Below are 17,091 nucleotides of genomic sequence, written 5' to 3'. Positions count from 1 at the left end.
CGGCCGGTCGCAGCCAGCAATCGACCGCCGGCTACCGATCTATGAAAATTAATTTCATACTCGCGCTTTGAGGCCCGTTTTCTATTGACGCCTCCCGATTTTTGTCCCAACTTAAAGAAAATAAATTACTAAATGGGAACTTGATCGGCATGAAAGTGGGAATCATCGGGCTAGGATTCCGGCTCGGCTATCTCGGCTATGTTTTCAAGGCAATTGATAGCAGCTTCGACATCGTAGGCTATGTGGATCCGGAACCTGCCGGACTTCCCGGATTGACGGAAAAGGGAATTTCAGTCGGCAAGGCCTATGGCTCGCCGGAGGAACTCCTCGCTTCCGAAAAGCTCGATCTGCTGATGATCGGCTCTCCCAATCACCTGCATCTCGATCATATCAGGCTCGGACTTCAAGCCGGCCTCAAGGTCTTCTGCGAAAAGCCGATCGTCACGACCATCACAGAAAGTATCGAGCTTGCCCATCTGATGGCAAAATTCGGCCACGAGCGGCTGATGGTCGGTCTCGTCCTGCGCTATTCTCCTCTTTACAAGGATCTGCGCGCCATCCAGGCCGAGGGCAAGCTTGGCCAGATCGTGTCGATCGAGGCCTCCGAACATATCGAGCCTTATCATGGCGCCTTCTTCATGCGCGACTGGCGCCGATATGAGCGCTATTCCGGCAGCTTCATGCTGGAGAAATGCTGCCACGACCTCGATCTCTACAATGGTGTCGTCGGTGCACGGCCGGAGCGCGTTGCAAGTTTCGGCGGCCGCAAGAGTTTCATTCCGGACAACGACCCGGCGCGCGAGGGTATCAACGACCTCGAGCTTTTCCACCGCAAGCCGAGCGGATGGATGGGGTCGGACAAGGTCTTCGACAGCGACGCCGATATCATCGACTATCAAGTCGCGATCGTCGAATATGCCAATGGCGTCGGCATGAACTTCCACACCAATCTGAACGTGCCCGACCAGTTCCGCCGTTTTGCCATCATGGGCTCGCGCGGCATGGCCGAAGGCGATTTCGTTCGCGGCTATCTCGACGTGCACGAACAGCTGACCGGCAACAAGGTGGTCGAAAACAAATATGCCGCCACGGAGCTGTCCCAGCATTACGGCGCCGATGAACAGATGGCGAGCGACCTGCTTGAAAGCGTGCGCACCGGGCTCGCGCTTCCTGTTTCGACGCTGAATGCGCTCGAAGCCGGCATCCTCGCCTTGGCGATGGACGAAGCGAGGATGAAGAAAGCGGTCGTCGATCTGCGTCCCATTTGGGACCGCTTCGACGAAGCCCTTCACGCAAGAGCGGCTTGAGGAGGTCGGCAAGATGAGTGTTCAAAGAAGCACGGTCATCTTCGCCTGGATCCTTCTTCTTCCGGCTGTCCTTTATGTTCTCGCGATCGTCGCCTACCCGCTGGTCGATACGTTCATTCTCTCCTTCACCGACGCCTCCCTCAAAAAGACCACCAATTGGGTCGGCTGGATCAATTACGAAAAGATCTTCGATGCGCGGTTTGCGGAGGTCATCTTCCGTACCTTCATCTGGACGTTCTTCTCGGTCGCCTTGAAAATGGTGATCGGCACCTTCGGTGCGACCATGCTGAATGCCGCGGTGCCCGGCCGCTCATTGTTCCGGCTTTTGACCATGCCGCCATGGATCGTGCCGATGGCGATCGGCATCTTCATGTGGGGCTGGATGTATAATGGCCAGTTCGGGATGATATCGGGCATGTTGCAGCGCTTCGGTCTCGTCGACGGCCCGGTCGCCTTCCTCGCCTATGGAAGCACGGCCTTCTGGGCCACGATCATCACCGACGTGTGGATCGGCGTGCCGCTGGTGACGATCTACTTCCTGGCGGCGATCCAATCGATTCCGAAGGATCTCTACGAGGCCGCCTGGACCGACGGCGCCGGTCGTTGGTATCGCTTCCGCCGCATCACGCTGCCTCTGATGGTTCCGGCGATCATCACCATGTCGATGCTCTCGCTGATCGCCACCTTCAACTCCTTCGACATCATCTGGATTCTGACTCAGGGCGGACCGAGCGGCGAGACGACGACGATGATCATCGATACCTATCAGACCGCGATCGGCTCGAAGAAATACGGTGAAGGTGCAGCGCGCGCCGTTTTGATCTGCATCTTCCTGTCGCTCTTCTGCTTCGCCTATTTCCGCGTTACCCGCCGCCTCAATCCGGAGAAGCGCGCATGAGCAATGCAGCCATGATCGACCGTTATCGCTGGTGGGAAATCATTCTGATTTATTGCGGCATCGCGGTGTTTCTTTTCTTCGTGCTGTCGCCCTTCGTTGAAGGTTTCCTGGTTTCACTGAAGCCGCTCAGCCAGCTCTTCTCTTCGCCCTACCGCTTCTGGCCGGAGAACGGCTCGTTCGAAGCCTATCGGACGATGTGGATCAGCGTGCCGGGTTTCGGTCGCTATATCTTCAATTCTTTCTTCATCTCGATCATCGTCACGCTGATCGTGCTTTGCCTCGTCATTCCGGCCGCCTATGCTTTCGCGAAGTTCGAATTCAAGGGCATGGGGATCCTGCTCGGCGCATTCCTGACCGTGAACATGTTCTCCGGCGCCGTGCTGTTGATCCCGCTCTTCCGGCTGATGCGCAGCATGGGTGTGCTCAACACCTATCTCGCGATGATCGTGCCGGGCGTCGCCTTCCTGATCCCGTCGGCGATCTGGCTGCTGCGCACCTACATGATCCGCATTCCGCAGGAGCTGAACGAAGCGGCCTATATGGATGGCGCCAGCCATTTCTACACGCTTCGCCGTGTCATCCTGCCCATCGCGATGCCGGGGATTATCGTCGTCGCCATAACCACCTTCATCGGCGCTTACGCCCAGCAATTCATCTTCGCGCTGACGTTCAACTCGAAGACCGAATACATGCCCTTGCCGGTGGGGCTCTTTGCTTACTTCGGCAAGCAGGAGGTCATCTGGAACGAACTGATGGCGGCCTCCTTCGTCGGTATCGCGCCGGCGATGGTCGTCATCTTCTTCCTTCAGCGCTACCTTGTCGGCGGGCTGACCGCCGGTGCGGTGAAACAATAAGACCAAAAAACGAGTGAACAGCTAACACAAGAATGGGAGTCACGACGTGAGCATTACCATCAAGACAGGCCTTATGGGGCTCGCTTTGCTCGGTTCGACGGCATTGACCACAGTCACTGTCCAGGCGGCCGACAAGGAAATCAGTTGGATCTATTGCGGCGACACGATCGACCCGGTCCACACCAAATACATCAAGCAGTGGGAAGAAAAGAACACAGGCTGGAAGATCGCTCCTGAGGTCGTCGGATGGGCGCAGTGCCAGGACAAGGCAACGACTCTCGCCGCCGCCGGCACGCCGGTGGCGATGGCTTATGTCGGTTCGCGCACGCTGAAGGAGTTCGCGCAGAACGACCTCATCGTTCCGGTGCCGATGACGGACGACGAGAAGAAGACCTACTATCCGCACATCGTCGACACGGTCACCTTCGAGGGCTCGCAGTGGGGCGTTCCGATCGCCTTCTCTACCAAGGCGCTCTATTGGAACAAGGATCTCTTCAAGCAGGCCGGCCTCGATCCCGAGACGCCTCCGAAGACCTGGGCTGAAGAAATCGAGATGGCAAAGACCATCAAGGAAAAAACCGGCATTCCGGGCTTCGGTCTCTCCGCCAAGACCTTCGACAACACGATGCACCAGTTCATGCATTGGGTTTACACCAACAACGGTGCGGTGATCGATGCCGACGGCAAGGTCACGCTCGACAGCCCTGAGATTCTTGCTGCGCTGAAGGCCTACAAGGATATCGTTCCCTACTCCGAAGAAGGCCCGACGGCCTACGAGCAGAACGAAGTCCGCGCCATCTTCCTCGACGGCAAGGTGGCGATGATCCAGGCAGGCTCGGGTGCGGCCGACCGCCTGAAGAAAACGAAGATCAGCTGGGGCATCACGACACTGCCGCTCGGTCCCGACGCCAAAGGCCCCGGCACGCTGCTGATCACCGACAGCCTGGCGATCTTCAAGGGTTCAGGGGTCGAGGACAAGGCGACGGAATTTGCCAAGTTCATCACCTCGCCCGATGTGCAGTCCGAATACGAACTGCAGGGCGGTGCCGGCCTCACTCCCCTGCGTCCGTCCGCAAAGGTCGACGAGTTCGTCGCCAAGGATCCTTACTGGAAGCCCTTGATTGACGGCATCAGCTATGGTGGTCCCGAGCCGCTCTTCACCGACTATAAGGGCTTCCAGAACTCGATGATCGAGATGATCCAGTCCGTGGTGACGGGTAAGGCCGAGCCGGAAGCGGCGCTCAAGAAGGCTGCTGGCGAAGTCGAGGCGTTCAAGTAAGCTTTTGGGCACCTCGGGATCGCGGACGGCAACAGCCCGCGATCCCTCCCCTACAGCGCCGCGCGTCTTTTCGAGAGCCGCAAGGGAACGCTGTAACACTTTGAATTGCTGCATATTTTATCTCTAAATCGAATCCGATTTAAGGAATTTGCAGGAACGATGATCGAATGTGCGACGAAGGCCGCCGGTGGAGACAGATTTTTGGGACAGCTCTTTCTCAACAAAGTTCAGAAGTTCTATGGCGACTACGAAGTTCTGAAGGGCGTGCAGCTCGATGTGAAGAACGGCGAGTTCGTCGTCTTCGTCGGCCCGTCAGGCTGCGGCAAGTCCACCCTGCTGCGCATGATCGCCGGTCTCGACGCGACGAGCGCGGGCGACATCGTCATCGATGGTATCAGGGTCAATGACCTGCCGCCGGTCAAGCGCGGCATCGCCATGGTGTTCCAGTCCTACGCGCTCTACCCGCACATGACGGTCTTCGAGAACATCGCCTTTCCGCTTCGCGTCGAAAAGATGGAGGAGGAAAAGCTCAAGGCCAAGGTGGAAAATGCAGCGCGCATCCTTCACCTCGAACAACGGCTGCAGCAGAAACCCGGCATGCTGTCCGGTGGCCAGCGCCAACGCGTGGCGATCGGCCGCGCCATCGTGCGCGAACCGAAGATATTCCTGTTCGACGAGCCGCTCTCCAACCTCGACGCAGCACTTCGCGCCGACATGCGCATCGAGCTTGCCAAGCTGCACAGGCAGTTGAAGGCGACGATGATCTATGTGACGCACGACCAGGTCGAGGCGATGACCATGGCCGACCGTATCGTCGTGCTGGATTCCGGCGATATCTCCCAGACGGGGGCGCCGCTGGAGCTTTATCACAAGCCCAGAAATCAGTTTGTCGCCGGCTTCATCGGCAATCCGAAAATGAATTTTCTCCCCGTGACCTGCAAAAGCGTTAGCGCCAATGGCGTCGAGGTGGAGTATCAGGGCCAGACAGCCCTGTTGCCGGTGACGCCGCGCGATGGCATGACCGGTAGGGCTTTGACGCTCGGCATCCGGCCGGAGCATATCCAGCTCGGCGGCGGCGATATCGTCTTTACCGTGACGCCGACGGTCATCGAGCGCCTCGGGGCCAATACGGTTGCTTACGCCTCGCTCAACGGCGAGGCCGAGAATTTCTGCGCCATGCTGCCCGGCAGCGTCGGCATCCGCGCGGACGCGCCGGTTGCAACCGGCATCAATGCCGTCGATTGCCACCTGTTCGACGAGGCGGGCGTGGCCTTCGAGCGGCGCGTGGAACTCACCGAAATCGATATGAACGTGATCAATCCAACGGCGGCCTGAACCGACTGGTTCTGTGTCGGCGGTTCGTCCTGCAGCGTCGAGTCTAGTGGCTATCGGACGCTAGGCAATTACGGCTGCCGGCCGGCACATATTACCCAGCCGGGGAATTTCACGAACCCCTATGTGCAGACCTTCCCCGGGGCGAGTTTCCCGACCCGCGCTACTCGCCTATGCTGGAAAGCAATTCGTCGAGCTGCTCCAACTGCTCCGGCAATGCGGCCGCCGAGCCCTGTAGTGCTTCCTCAAGCGCCTCCTTGGACGGATAGACCTCGTGGAACTTCAGTAGTGTCCTTCCGCCTTGGTCCTCGAAGGTCACGGTCGTGATCGCGCCCTCTTCGCCCTCGTCGTTGGTCCAGACGATGCGCTCGTTCGGCACCACCTCGAGATACTTGCCATAGAAGGCCATGGTGTCCGAACCGCCGGAGCCGAATTCCAGCCGATATTTGCCGCCGGTACGGACGTCCATATCGCACGATACGAGCGAAACGCCGGATACCGATTTTGGCACCCACCAGCGTTGGAACAGCTCGGGCTGGCTCCACGCCCTGTAAACCGTGCTCGGCGGCGCATTGAATGTCCGCGTTACGACAAGTTCGCGATCCCCTCTGCGCTCGACTGACGTGCGGTTCTGCGCACCACCTGCAATGTTAACTTGAGTCATCGCTTCCCTCCCGTTTCATTTCGCTGATGATTTCGTCCAATGCTTCGAAGCGGGCTTCGAAGAGCTTGCGATGCGCCTCGATCCATTCGGCCTCCGCCTTGAGGCCGCGTTTCCCGAGCTTGCAGGTTCTCACCCGTCCGACCTTCTGCGTGACGACGAGCCCCGCCCGCTCGAGAACCTGGACGTGCTTCTTCATGCCTGTCAGCGTCATCTGGAACTTATCCGCGAGACTGGTAATCGACGCGTCCCCTCGCCCAAGCTGATCGATGATCCCGCGGCGGGTCGCATCGGACAGCGCCGCAAACGAGAGGTCGAGGGGAGGACTTAGATACTGAACCATCTAGTTCAGTGTTTAACCTGCTTGCGCAGGAAGCGCAAGTGTCCCGAAATTTTCATGCCGTAGACCGGTCATCCGAGGTCATGCGCCGCGGCGGCGGCAGCAAAAAATCGTCTGCGTGGGTCAAAAGCGGACCTGCGAGCCGCTGATGAACGAATGTCAGCATTCAACGCCTGCTCTCCGAAAGCAGTCCGCCGCGCGCACGTGCTCTGATACTCGTTGCTGATACCGATACCTTCGGCGATCAGGGCCACTTCGCCCTCAACCCGAACCGGCTCCTACCAGACGAGGCCGCGGGCCGCGACCTCTTCGACGCGGGTGACGATGCCGCCGCGATGGAAGACCATCGTATCGAACAGATTGGACACCACGCAGGTGTGGTTCGGGATGATGAAGAGCTTCTCGCCGATCTGCGGCCGGGGGCCGGTGCAATTCGATAGGTCGATGACGCCATGCTCTTCCGAGAGGCTGCTGATCCGTGCCTCGGGATAACCGACGATCAGTCCGTAATCGCTAAAACCCTGAAGATCCGATGTCAGAGCCTTCGAGCCGGCATCGATAACGGCGCGGTCGGCGTTTGGCCGCGACACGACGGTTGCCAGCACATGCATGGCGCAACCGTCCTCGGTGCAATGGCCCATGCGCACCATCTGGCGATCGTTGTAGATATAGGTGCCGGCGCGGTGTTCCGTGGCCGAGGTGACGAGATGCGCCTCGAAGAGGCTCGGCGTTCCGCCATTGCTGACGATCGGGCAGTCAATGCCTTCCGATGTCAGCTGTCGCAGCGTTTCGGCAATGAAGGCTTCCACGGCGGCCGCCGATTGCGGCTTCGGGTAGGTCACGATGCCGCCAAACTCCAGACCGTCGGCCGCGGCAATCCGCTTGGCGAGCGAGGCCGCTTCTCCTGATGTCTGCACGCCGCAGCGGCCGCCGCCCGTATCGCATTCGACCAGGACTGTAAGCGGCTTGTGGCCGGAGAAATGCGCTGCGAGCCCGTCGACCGTCACTTCGCTGTCGGCGACGACCTTGAGGGCCGAAATTCTCTCGTTCAACTTGGCCAGGCGCTCGAGCTTCTGCGGTCCGAGGATGTTGAAGGTGATGAGGATGTCCTCGAAGCCGGCTGCGGCAAAGACTTCGGCTTCCGTCACCTTCTGGCAATTGATGCCCTTGGCACCGGCGGCAACCTGCGCGACGGCCAGGGCCGGGATCTTGTGGGTCTTGATATGCGGGCGAAAATTCAGCCCGTGCTGATCCATATAGGATTGAACGCGGCTTATGTTCGCTGCCAGCCGGTCTTCGTCGATCACAGGACGCGGCGTCGAGAGATCGGCGATCCTGTCTCCTGCCTTGGCGACGACGGCAAACCTGGCATCAGGCATCTAGGCGGCTCCGCGTTCTGTTCCATGTGGATCGGCGACGATCGGCCATATGGTCTTCGGTGCCCGCTGGTACGGCGTCGTCGCCGGATTATTGGGATAGGGCGTTCCGGCAGAGCAGTAAAGGATTTCCGCCGCAATCTTCGAGAAGGAGGCGAAGAAGTGGTTGGTGGATTTGATCACCAGGATCTTCTGCCTGGCGGGATCGATACCCATCACCGAAAACAGGCTCGGGTCGAAGCTTTGGGCGCGAGTCGAATTGAGGATGATGTCGATGCCGTTGAGGACGATATGTGCGGCATCGCCGAAAGGTGCGAGGCTCTCGCCGAACTGCATCTCGGCATTGTTCACCAGCTTGACGACCTTCACGGTGCCGTCGATGGGGTTGCCAGTGCCGGGCGCCGACTTGGCGCCGAAGCGCAGCGGAATTTCTGCCCCCTCGCCCGCTGCAAAACAAATCTGGACGGCGACCGGATCCCAGATGGTGCCAATCGCAGCACTGGTGACGCCGCGGGCCATGAGCTCCCCGAGAATGACAGTCGCATCGCCTGCCGTGCCGCCGCCCGGATTATCCCAGACGTCGGTAATGACAACAGGCCATGCGGTGGCGGTCATCGCGCGTGAGACGGCTTCCTTCTCGTCGATCTGCGGGACCATGAAGGTGCCGCGCTTCGAAAACAGCTCGAGGCCGAGTTCGCGCGCCAAAGCCGCGCCCTTTTCCGGCTTATTGTCAGTCACGACAAGCAGCTTCGTTCCCATTTCAGGAACGTCGCCCACCATGAAGCCGTGGACCACGGAGATCGACAGGACGTCCGGATCATCCTTCTCGATCTGCATGATCTTGTCGACGAAGGAGCGCATGGGCTCGCGCGATGTCGGGAAGACGTCGATCATCTTGCAGTCGAACACCGACATAACAGGCTTGATCCGGCCTTCGAGCGTTTCGACCGCGATGCGCCAGAGGTCCTCGGCGCGGTCGACGAAGTCGGTGTGCGGAAACTCCTTGAAATAGACCGCGAAATCGAGTGCAGCGACGCGTTTGGCGGTGAGATGGCTGTGCGGATCGAGTTCGGCGCAGATGAGCACATCAGGCCCCACGATCTGGCGGATGCGCGAGAGAAGATCGCCTTCCGTATCCTCGTATCCGGCCGCCACCATGGCGCCGTGCAGGCCCATGACAACCGCGTCGACAGGCATTGCCGCGCGGAGTTGACCGAGAATTTCGTCACGCAATTCCTCGTAGGTCGTCCGGTTGACGAGGCCTGCGGGGTCGGCCCAGGTGGCGGTTCCCTCAATCAGCTCCCAACCCTTTTCAGCAGTGACGCGCCTTCCGACGGTGATCGGCGCGGTGCAGAGCGTTGGCGTTTCGGGATGTTGGCCGGGCGGGGCATAAAGCGATGCTTCGAATGCGCGACGATCCACGCAGATCGGGGAAAAGGTGTTGGTCTCGGTCGCCAGTGCTGCCGTGAAAATGCGCAAGAAAGTGGCCTTCGTGTTGTCGGCCCTGCGTCAACCCATCGGGTTCGGCAGGTAGCCGGTGAAACCTGAGATTTTCCAGCGTCCTTGGTGAAGCCTGCAATAATAGAGCGTCTGCCATTGCATGACGTCTCGGGTGCCGTCAGGCTTGGAAATGCCGCCGTCGAATTTCTTGCGGACGAGCGCCATGTCGCCTTCGATTTCGATATCTTCCAGCGTCGTCGTGGTGAAGATCGCCGTGCGCGCATCTTCCGCGAAACTCTGTTGGGCGAAATCCTGCGCCTGCCTCAGCCATTCCTGGCGATAGGCAGACAGCGTCGGAAATGCGAGGCGCCACTTGTCGGGGCTGACTTCCTTTCGGCCATCGATGCCGATGAAGCCCTCTTCCACGAAATCACCAGCCACCATCGACCAATCGGCGGCGAGAAAGGCATCGATATCGCGCGGAACGAGCATTTCCCAGATGGCATGCCGGGCACTGTCGGAGGGGAAAGGGTTCTTGAAAGGATCGCGCATATCTGTCTCGGATTGAAATTCTTTTCATAAATCGCGTTTTTCACTGGTCAAATTCTGCTTTCTATGGTCATTTGTCAACTTATCAAGAAAATAATTTGCAAGGACTTCAGCATGCCTATCAAGCGCTATGGCACTGTTCAAACGGGCGCCGGCGGCAAGGCGCTGCCTTTCGCGCGTGCGGTCGAAGCCGACGGATGGCTGTATGTTTCCGGGCAGGTTGCGATGGAAGATGGCGAAATCATCGACGGCAACATCGTTGCCCAGACCCACAAGACGATTGCCAATGTTCTGGCGATCCTCGATGAGGCCGGATACGGCGTCGAGGACATCGTGCGCGTCGGCGTCTGGCTCGACGATCCGCGCGACTTCTGGACCTTCAATAAGATCTATCAGGAGTATTTCGGCGAACATCCGCCGGCGCGCGCCTGTGTGCAATCGTCGATGATGGTTGATTGCAAGGTTGAGATCGACTGCGTGGCCTATAAGAAGAAGGGTAAATAGAGAACCATTGGGGGGGACGGGCTTGGATATCTTTTCAACGCTGCAGGAAGACAAGAGCAGGCTCTCTCCCTCCGAGAGCCGCATCGCGGAGATCATCGTCAACGATTTCGAGTTTGCCGTGAACGCCTCGATCATCGAGCTCGCGGAACGGGCGGAGGTTTCGCCGCCGACCGTCACCCGCTTTTGCCGGCGGCTCGGTTGCGAGAGCTTTTCCGACTTCAAGGTGCAGCTCGCCCGGACCGCCCATATCGGCGTTCGCTATCTGAAACCGGAATCGAAAAGCACCGATCCGGCCGATGTCGCCCAGGACATCATCACCAAGGCCCAGAACGCGCTCTTTCTCCTGCATCGCTCGCTCGATCTTGCGGCGATCGAAGCCGCCGTTTCGCATATCGCCAAGGCCGATATGATCTATGCGTTCGGGTCGGGCGGCAATTCGTCGATGATCGCCGACGAGCTCCAGAACCGGCTCTTCCGTCTCGGGCTTCGCATCACCGCAAGTTCCGACCACAGCATGCAGCTGATGATGGCTGCCGCGGCACGGCCGGGCGATGTCGTGATCGGCTCGTCCTTCTCGGGACGCAATACCGAGCTGGTGCGCGCCTTCGAGCTTGCCCGCCAGGCCAAGGTGAAGACGATCGCCCTGACACAGACGGCAAGCCCGGTTGCCAAGGCTGCCGAAATCGTCGTACCGATCGACCTTCCCGAGGGCAATAACATCTATCGCCCGACCTCGACGCGTATCGCCTACATCGCGACGGTCGATATCCTGTCGAGCCTCGTCGCCTACGCCGTTCAGCCCAAGGCGACGACCACGCTTCGGCGTATCAAGCAGCAGCTTGTCATTCACCGTGACGGCGACGACCGGCAATTGCTTGGAGATTGAGGTTCATGAACGGGAGCGACAGAAAATGACGCAGTCGATTGCCATCGTTACGGGCGCTGCAGGCGATATCGGCGCTGCGATCGCCGCACGGCTCGCCGATGACCACGACGTCGTTTTTCTCGCCGACATCGATGCTGCGGCTGGGGCTGCCGTGGCGTCGAGGCTCGGGCCGGACAATCGCTTCGTCGCCGTCGGATGCGATGTGACCAGCGAGACGAGCATTGCCGAATTGGCAAGGCGCGCTGGGGAGGTCGGCGTGGTTCGAACCCTGGTCAACAATGCCGGTGCTGCCCGCGCGACCAGCCTGCACGAGACGACGCCTGAGATCTGGCGGGCGGACAATGCGCTTAATCTCGAGGCGGCATTTTTGTGTTTCCGCGCATTCGAGCCCATGCTGAAGGCTTCGAAGGGTTCCGTCGTCAACATCGCCTCGGTCAACGGTATGCATGTCTTCGGACACCCGGCCTATAGCGTCGCCAAGGCCGGCCTTCTGCATTTCACCCGGCTGGTCGCCGTGGAATACGGCAAGTTCGGCATACGGTCCAACGCCGTCGCACCCGGCACGGTGAAGACGCAGGCCTGGGAAGCACGCGCGGCAGCCAATCCCAACGTTTTCGAGGAAGCGCGCCGCTGGTATCCGCTGAAGCGCGTTGTCGATCCGAAAGATGTTGCCAATGCCGTAGGCTTCCTTGCCGGTCCCCAGGCTACAGCCATCACCGGCGTCTGCCTGCCTGTCGATTGCGGCCTCACGGCCGGCCAGGCCGAGCTCGCGCGAACCTTCTCGCAATCGGAACATTACTGAAACCTAGAGCGGTTCAACTTTTCATGGAAGCGCAGAACCGCTCTAACTTTTTGTTTTTACGCAATTCCGGACGAAAAACCGCTTCGCACTTTTCCTGGAATTGCTCTAGAGGAAGACGAGAGGAGCAGGTTGTGAAGCCGGCTTACTTCTGACCGATGACCGCATGAGCCGACTTTTTCCCGACGTCTTCCGCACTCCGGCGATCCGCGCCAGCATGATCGCCATTTTCACCTTCGGAATGGCGGGGGCGATGACCGCACCTTACCGTTCGGTCGTGGGTATCCGCGAATTGGGCTTGAGCGACGGCCTCTATTCGTTCCTGAGTTTCGTCTCGGCGGCGGTGAACGTCGTCATCAGCATTCTGCTCGGCAATCTCGCCGACCGGCTTGGCGAGTACCGGTCGACGATGATCGGCGCCTGCCTGTTCGGCATCGTCGGCTACGGCATGGTCTACGCCTTTCCGACTGCGGCCATATTCGTCATCAGCGGGTTGCTGCCCCTGCCGATCTACGGGGCGCTGAACTCGCTGCTGTTTGCCAATGCGCGCGCGGCGATGCACGGCATGAACCGAAGCGACATGGTGACGGCCAACTCCGGCGTGCGCGCTATGATCTCGCTGTCCTGGGTGCTGATCCCAGGGATAACCGGCCTGCTGCTGTCTGGCGCATCGAGCATGCTGCCGGCCTACCTCTTTGCCAGCATCTCATGCCTGCTCTGCCAGGGGATCATCGTCTTCGCCTTGCCGAAGCGCGCGGGAACGGAGATGGCGGCGGCTCATCATCTCAGCTATCTCGGCGCGCTTCGCCAAGTGGTTTCTCCGCGCATCTCGGCGCATATTTGCGGGGTGGCGCTCATCACCAGCACGCTGCATCTCAATGACGCCCTTCTGCCATTGATCGCCACTGGTGCGGCGCATGGTTCGCTGAGCGACGTCGGCATTCTTGTCGGCATCGTCGCATTGCTGGAAGTCGTCTTCATCGTCGTCTGGTCGCGGATCGCGCGGAAGGCCGGCCAGATGACGGCGCTTGCTGCCGGTACCATCATCTATGCCGTGTTCCTCAGTCTTCTCGGTTTTGCCTCTGAGCCGTGGCACCTCTATGCGCTCACCTTGCTTGCGGGCATGGGAGCGTCGGCGATCATCAGCATTCCGATCACTTATCTGCAGGATCTGATCGCCGACCGGCCGGGGCTCGGCAGTGCACTGATCTCCGTCAATATCTTTGCCAGCGCCGGGATCGGCGCGCTGGTCTTTGCCGCCGGCACCTACGTGACAGGTTATTCGGGAACCGCGATCCTGAGCGCCGTCACCGGATTGGCGGGGATAGCGATCATCGGCCTCCTGCATAGAGGCAAAGCCCGCTAAAGCGCGTCACGATCTTTCAGATTCGCTTGTCGCGCTTGGGGTCTTTGTTTTTACGCATGTCGTTGTCGCAAAACCGCTGCACAGTTTTGCGCGACATGCTTAGTCCAGGGACGTGACGAAGAATGTGGCTTTCATCGGTGTTCGTCTTGTGACAAGGGTGACGCACCATTTCTTTGAAGGCGACATGAAGGCAATTTCCGGCACGAATCTCGAGCAGGCCAAGTCTCACAACCGGCGTGTGGTGATCGAGGCTGTCCGCACGAACGGTCCCTTGTCGCGCGCAGCGATCGCGCGGATGACGGCGCTGACTGCCCAGACCGTGTCGAATATCGTCGAGGAACTGGAGAGATCGCACCTTCTCGTCCCGTCCGAGGCGCAGAAGCTGGCGCGCGGCCAGCCGATCATTCCCTACACCATCAATCCGCGCGGCGCCTATTCGATCGGCCTCGAACTTGGCCGCCAGCGCGCCAGCGGCGTTCTGACGGATCTCTCCGGCGCGGTTTGCGCCCGCATCGAGCGCCATGTCGAACATCCAGATCCGCAACGGGCCATGCCGGCTCTTCAGTCCATCGTCGAGGATCTTCAGCAGGCCTTCGTTTTCGATCGGAACCGGCTGCTCGGCGTCGGGATGGCCCTGCCCGGCCGCTATGCCGATGGCGGCACCACCTCTCTCAGCCCGCTGAACCTGCCCGGCTGGCAGGGTTTTCCTGTCGGGCATGAGCTGGAACAGCGGGTTAAGGTGCCGGTGCTCGTCGAAAACGATGCGACGGCAGCAGCGATCGGCGAGCGTCTTCACGGCGTCGCCCGCGGTTTGGGCAGCTTCGTCTATCTCTTCCTCGCCGGCGGAGGCGGCATCGGCGCCGGAATGTTCCTCGATGGTCACCTCTACAAGGGTAGCCGCAACAATGCCGGTGAGATCGGCCATATCATCGTCGAACCGCAAGGCAAGCTCTGCAGCTGCGGTAAGCGCGGCTGTCTGGATCGCTACATCTCGTTGACGGTCGCCTACGAATTCATGGGCATTGCCAACGCCGAGGAGCTTTCGCCCGATGATCTCGATGCGCTGATCGCCAAGGGCGGCGAAGGTCTCGACGCCTGGCTGGATCAGGCCGTCCAGCCGCTGCGGCAGACCGTCGACTTTCTGGAACTGGCCTTCGATCCGCAGACCATCGTGCTTGGAGGCAGCATTTCGACATCGCTGATGCTTCGGCTTGCCGAGCGGCTGGAGCCGCTGCACACCCCGATCGACCCCAACCAGAAGCGGACATTGCCACGCGTCATGATCGGCATGACCGGCAAGGATACGGCGATCCTCGGCGCCGCCGCCCTGCCGATCTTTTCGGAAACCAATCCGCGCTTCGACGTTCTTCAAAAGCCGCTCGGCTAGAGCAATTCCAGCAAAAGTGGGTAGCGGTTTTGCGTCCGGAATTGCGTGAAAACAAAGAGATAGAGCATTTCCGTGATTCGGAGAAAAACGGAAAGGCTCTAGTACACCTCGTCACGGGAGATTGCCGAGCCGGCCCCTCATCAGCCTGCCGGCAGCCTTGCATCTGCCTGCACCGGGCGGCGGGCTAGAGGTCGCGCAAAGATGACCACGTTCCCGAGAAGCGTCAGCGCCAGACCGATCAGGCCCAGGCCGCTCCAGTGGTAGCCCTCGAAAACCGTCGACAACGACAGGGCGACGATCGGGAACAGGACGGTGGCATAGGCAGCGCGTGAGGAGCCGATCCGGGACACCAGCATGAGGTAGGTGGTGAAGCCGACCACCGATCCGATCGCCGCGAGATAGAGCAGGGCGGCAAGATAGGTGATGTTGGGCGGCGCCACGATCGGCGTTTGCGTCACGGCAATCAGGAACAGGAGGACGACCGCGCCATAGGTCATGCCCCAGGCATTGGCGGTCAGCGGTGAGATTCCGGCCGCGCTGTTTCGACGCGATGCCATATTGCCCAGCGAGAAGAACAGCGTGCCAAGCGCTGCGAGCCCGATCCCTTTCAACGTGCCCATATCGAAATCGACGACAACGTCTTGTCCGAAAAGCAGGAGAAGGCCGGTTGCTCCGAGCGCCGCTGCGAGAAGCGTGCGGCCTGTAATGCGGTCGCCGAAGAAGAGGCGCGCATTGACGGCATTGTAGATCGTTGCGAGTGAGAAGATCACGGAGATTAGCCCGGACGGGATAGAGGCGGCGGCGTTGTAGAAACAGATGAAATTGAGGCTGAACAGGCAAAGCGCCTGCGCAAGGATGAAAGGTTGATCGCGCAAGGCAGGGAGCTTGAGCCGCCGCATGCCAGCCAGGATGGCGACGAGGATCACTGCTGCGACCGCAAATCTGTAAAAGACCGAGACCAAGACCGGCACGGGACCGACCTGCATCGCAATGGCGATCCAGGTCGTCCCCCATATGAGGACGGTTGCGATGAAGAGAGCGGCATTTGCCATGGAGTGATCCTCGTTTTCCCGACCATTAGGCGAACCGTGAGCAGGCCTCTTGCAGATTCTTGCTATCAAATCGATTTGCCCGGACTTCCGGCTCGCCATGCGGGTCGTCCGCCGGTATTGTTCGCGCGGCATGGTCAGGTGTGGGGAAGAATTGGTGAAATATAGTCACCCCTCGGTTTTCGGGTTTTTGTCAGCATCTCCCACTGCGCGGATGTCACAGTCCATCGATTTGGGGTTCGGGCGATCAGCTGCCATCTGGAGCAATGCACACGACAGGATGAGCTATCAGCGGCCGAACGGTCATACGTTCAGTCTTTATCTCAAAGGCGGCGCCGGAACGCGTCGTCTAGATGGCAGCCCCGCCGCGCGCGGCCGTCCGGGAGTGCTGTGCATCATGCCACAGGAGCACTCGTCCGAATGGGAAATCACCGACTTCTCCCAATTCGTCCATCTGTATGTTCCCGACGACCAGATGCGGCGGATGTTTGCGGAGACGTTTGACCGCGATGCTCGGCTCATGGCTCTTCCCGAAGTGACCTTCGCAGATGCACCCGCCTTAGCGCGCACGCTTTGGCAGATGACGCAAGCGATGGTGGCGGGCGGTCATCTGCAGGCTGAAGAAGCGATGGCACAGACGATCAACGATTTCTTCGTCGATCCTCGTTATGGAGGGATGCGTCCCTGCGCGATCAGCGGCGGGCTCGCTCCTCATGTGCGGCGCCGGAGTCTGGAGTATATCGAGGCCCATCTCGGTGAGACAATCCGATTGCAGGATCTGGCGGCGATCGGGCAGCTCAGCGCCTTTCATTTTCAGCGGATGTTCCGGGCAAGTTATGGTGTGTCCCCACATGGCTGGGTGGCTCACCGGCGTGTCGAGCGCGCCAAATCGATGTTATCAGGCATGGACCCAATAGCGCAGATCGCTTCGGCCTGCGGCTTCAGCAGCCAGAGCCACATGACACGGGCATTCAAGTTGGGCACAGGCGTCACACCCTCTGCCTATCGGCAACGACAGTGAAGCCCCTTCGCTCGACCGCCCTTCTCTTTTCCGAAACCAATCC

Annotated in this window: 17 protein-coding genes; 11 read left to right on the top strand and 6 right to left on the bottom strand. The window is 59.9% G+C overall.

The genetic code is table 11. The features are described from left to right. Positions 1 to 149: 149 nt before the first annotated feature. From AC1D2N_RS05355 to AC1D2N_RS05335, 5 genes are all read left to right on the top strand, one after another. Positions 150 to 1,307 (top strand): Gfo/Idh/MocA family protein, encoded by a 1,158-nt coding sequence (locus AC1D2N_RS05355; protein WP_130653885.1) that lies wholly within the window; start codon positions 150 to 152, stop codon positions 1,305 to 1,307. Positions 1,308 to 1,320: 13 nt separating this feature from the next. After that, on the top strand, positions 1,321 to 2,205 hold the full coding sequence (locus AC1D2N_RS05350; protein WP_018448633.1) for a carbohydrate ABC transporter permease: 885 nt from the start codon (positions 1,321 to 1,323) through the stop codon (positions 2,203 to 2,205). Beyond that, complete coding sequence (locus AC1D2N_RS05345) at positions 2,202 to 3,059, top strand: carbohydrate ABC transporter permease (RefSeq protein WP_018246088.1); 858 nt, start codon at positions 2,202 to 2,204, stop codon at positions 3,057 to 3,059. The genes AC1D2N_RS05350 and AC1D2N_RS05345 overlap by 4 nt, the downstream gene beginning before the upstream one ends. Positions 3,060 to 3,132: 73 nt before the next feature. After that, positions 3,133 to 4,338, top strand: coding sequence for an ABC transporter substrate-binding protein (locus tag AC1D2N_RS05340; protein WP_018246089.1), 1,206 nt, complete (start codon positions 3,133 to 3,135; stop codon positions 4,336 to 4,338). Positions 4,339 to 4,539: 201 nt separating this feature from the next. After that, complete coding sequence (locus tag AC1D2N_RS05335) at positions 4,540 to 5,673, top strand: ABC transporter ATP-binding protein (RefSeq protein WP_245484513.1); 1,134 nt, start codon at positions 4,540 to 4,542, stop codon at positions 5,671 to 5,673. Positions 5,674 to 5,833: 160 nt separating this feature from the next. Here the strand turns inward: AC1D2N_RS05335 and AC1D2N_RS05330 are convergent, their stop codons facing one another. From AC1D2N_RS05330 to AC1D2N_RS05310, 5 genes are all read right to left on the bottom strand, one after another. Continuing rightward, the gene (locus AC1D2N_RS05330) at positions 5,834 to 6,334 is read right to left on the bottom strand and encodes an SRPBCC family protein (protein WP_130653883.1); all 501 of its coding nucleotides are present in this window, start codon (positions 6,332 to 6,334) and stop codon (positions 5,834 to 5,836) included. Beyond that, positions 6,321 to 6,674, bottom strand: coding sequence for an ArsR/SmtB family transcription factor (locus tag AC1D2N_RS05325; protein WP_018448637.1), 354 nt, complete (start codon positions 6,672 to 6,674; stop codon positions 6,321 to 6,323). The genes AC1D2N_RS05330 and AC1D2N_RS05325 overlap by 14 nt, the downstream gene beginning before the upstream one ends. 275 nt (positions 6,675 to 6,949) lie before the next feature. Continuing rightward, complete coding sequence (locus AC1D2N_RS05320) at positions 6,950 to 8,050, bottom strand: D-TA family PLP-dependent enzyme (RefSeq protein WP_130653882.1); 1,101 nt, start codon at positions 8,048 to 8,050, stop codon at positions 6,950 to 6,952. Then, positions 8,051 to 9,526 (bottom strand): M81 family metallopeptidase, encoded by a 1,476-nt coding sequence (locus AC1D2N_RS05315; protein WP_018246094.1) that lies wholly within the window; start codon positions 9,524 to 9,526, stop codon positions 8,051 to 8,053. A 30-nt stretch (positions 9,527 to 9,556) separates the two neighbouring features. After that, positions 9,557 to 10,039, bottom strand: a complete 483-nt coding sequence (locus AC1D2N_RS05310) for a hypothetical protein (protein ID WP_028732570.1) — start codon at positions 10,037 to 10,039, stop codon at positions 9,557 to 9,559. 111 nt (positions 10,040 to 10,150) lie between these two features. Between AC1D2N_RS05310 and AC1D2N_RS05305 the strand changes: the two genes are divergently transcribed. From AC1D2N_RS05305 to AC1D2N_RS05285, 5 genes are all read left to right on the top strand, one after another. Beyond that, positions 10,151 to 10,540: a RidA family protein gene (locus tag AC1D2N_RS05305; RefSeq protein WP_018246096.1), complete on the top strand. Its 390-nt coding sequence runs from the start codon at positions 10,151 to 10,153 to the stop codon at positions 10,538 to 10,540. Between the two features lie 22 nt (positions 10,541 to 10,562). Continuing rightward, a complete protein-coding gene (locus AC1D2N_RS05300) occupies positions 10,563 to 11,426 on the top strand; it encodes a MurR/RpiR family transcriptional regulator (RefSeq protein ID WP_018246097.1) in 864 nt (287 codons plus the stop codon). A 25-nt stretch (positions 11,427 to 11,451) separates the two neighbouring features. Then, a complete protein-coding gene (locus AC1D2N_RS05295) occupies positions 11,452 to 12,228 on the top strand; it encodes an SDR family oxidoreductase (RefSeq protein WP_130653881.1) in 777 nt (258 codons plus the stop codon). Positions 12,229 to 12,391: 163 nt separating this feature from the next. After that, positions 12,392 to 13,591, top strand: a complete 1,200-nt coding sequence (locus AC1D2N_RS05290) for an MFS transporter (RefSeq protein WP_130653880.1) — start codon at positions 12,392 to 12,394, stop codon at positions 13,589 to 13,591. A gap of 184 nt (positions 13,592 to 13,775) precedes the next feature. Continuing rightward, positions 13,776 to 14,978 (top strand): ROK family transcriptional regulator, encoded by a 1,203-nt coding sequence (locus AC1D2N_RS05285; RefSeq protein ID WP_018246100.1) that lies wholly within the window; start codon positions 13,776 to 13,778, stop codon positions 14,976 to 14,978. Positions 14,979 to 15,118: 140 nt separating this feature from the next. Here AC1D2N_RS05285 and AC1D2N_RS05280 read toward each other — a convergent pair whose 3' ends face one another. Next, a complete protein-coding gene (locus tag AC1D2N_RS05280; RefSeq protein WP_130653879.1) occupies positions 15,119 to 16,030 on the bottom strand; it encodes a DMT family transporter in 912 nt (303 codons plus the stop codon). A gap of 154 nt (positions 16,031 to 16,184) precedes the next feature. Here AC1D2N_RS05280 and AC1D2N_RS05275 point away from each other — a divergent pair, with 154 nt between their 5' ends. Further along, complete coding sequence (locus AC1D2N_RS05275; protein WP_477980890.1) at positions 16,185 to 17,048, top strand: helix-turn-helix domain-containing protein; 864 nt, start codon at positions 16,185 to 16,187, stop codon at positions 17,046 to 17,048. Positions 17,049 to 17,091 lie beyond the last annotated feature (43 nt).

The sequence above is a fragment of the Rhizobium sp. P1_B8 genome (genome assembly GCF_056406515.1).
This window is presented reverse-complemented; position numbering and strand designations above follow the sequence as displayed.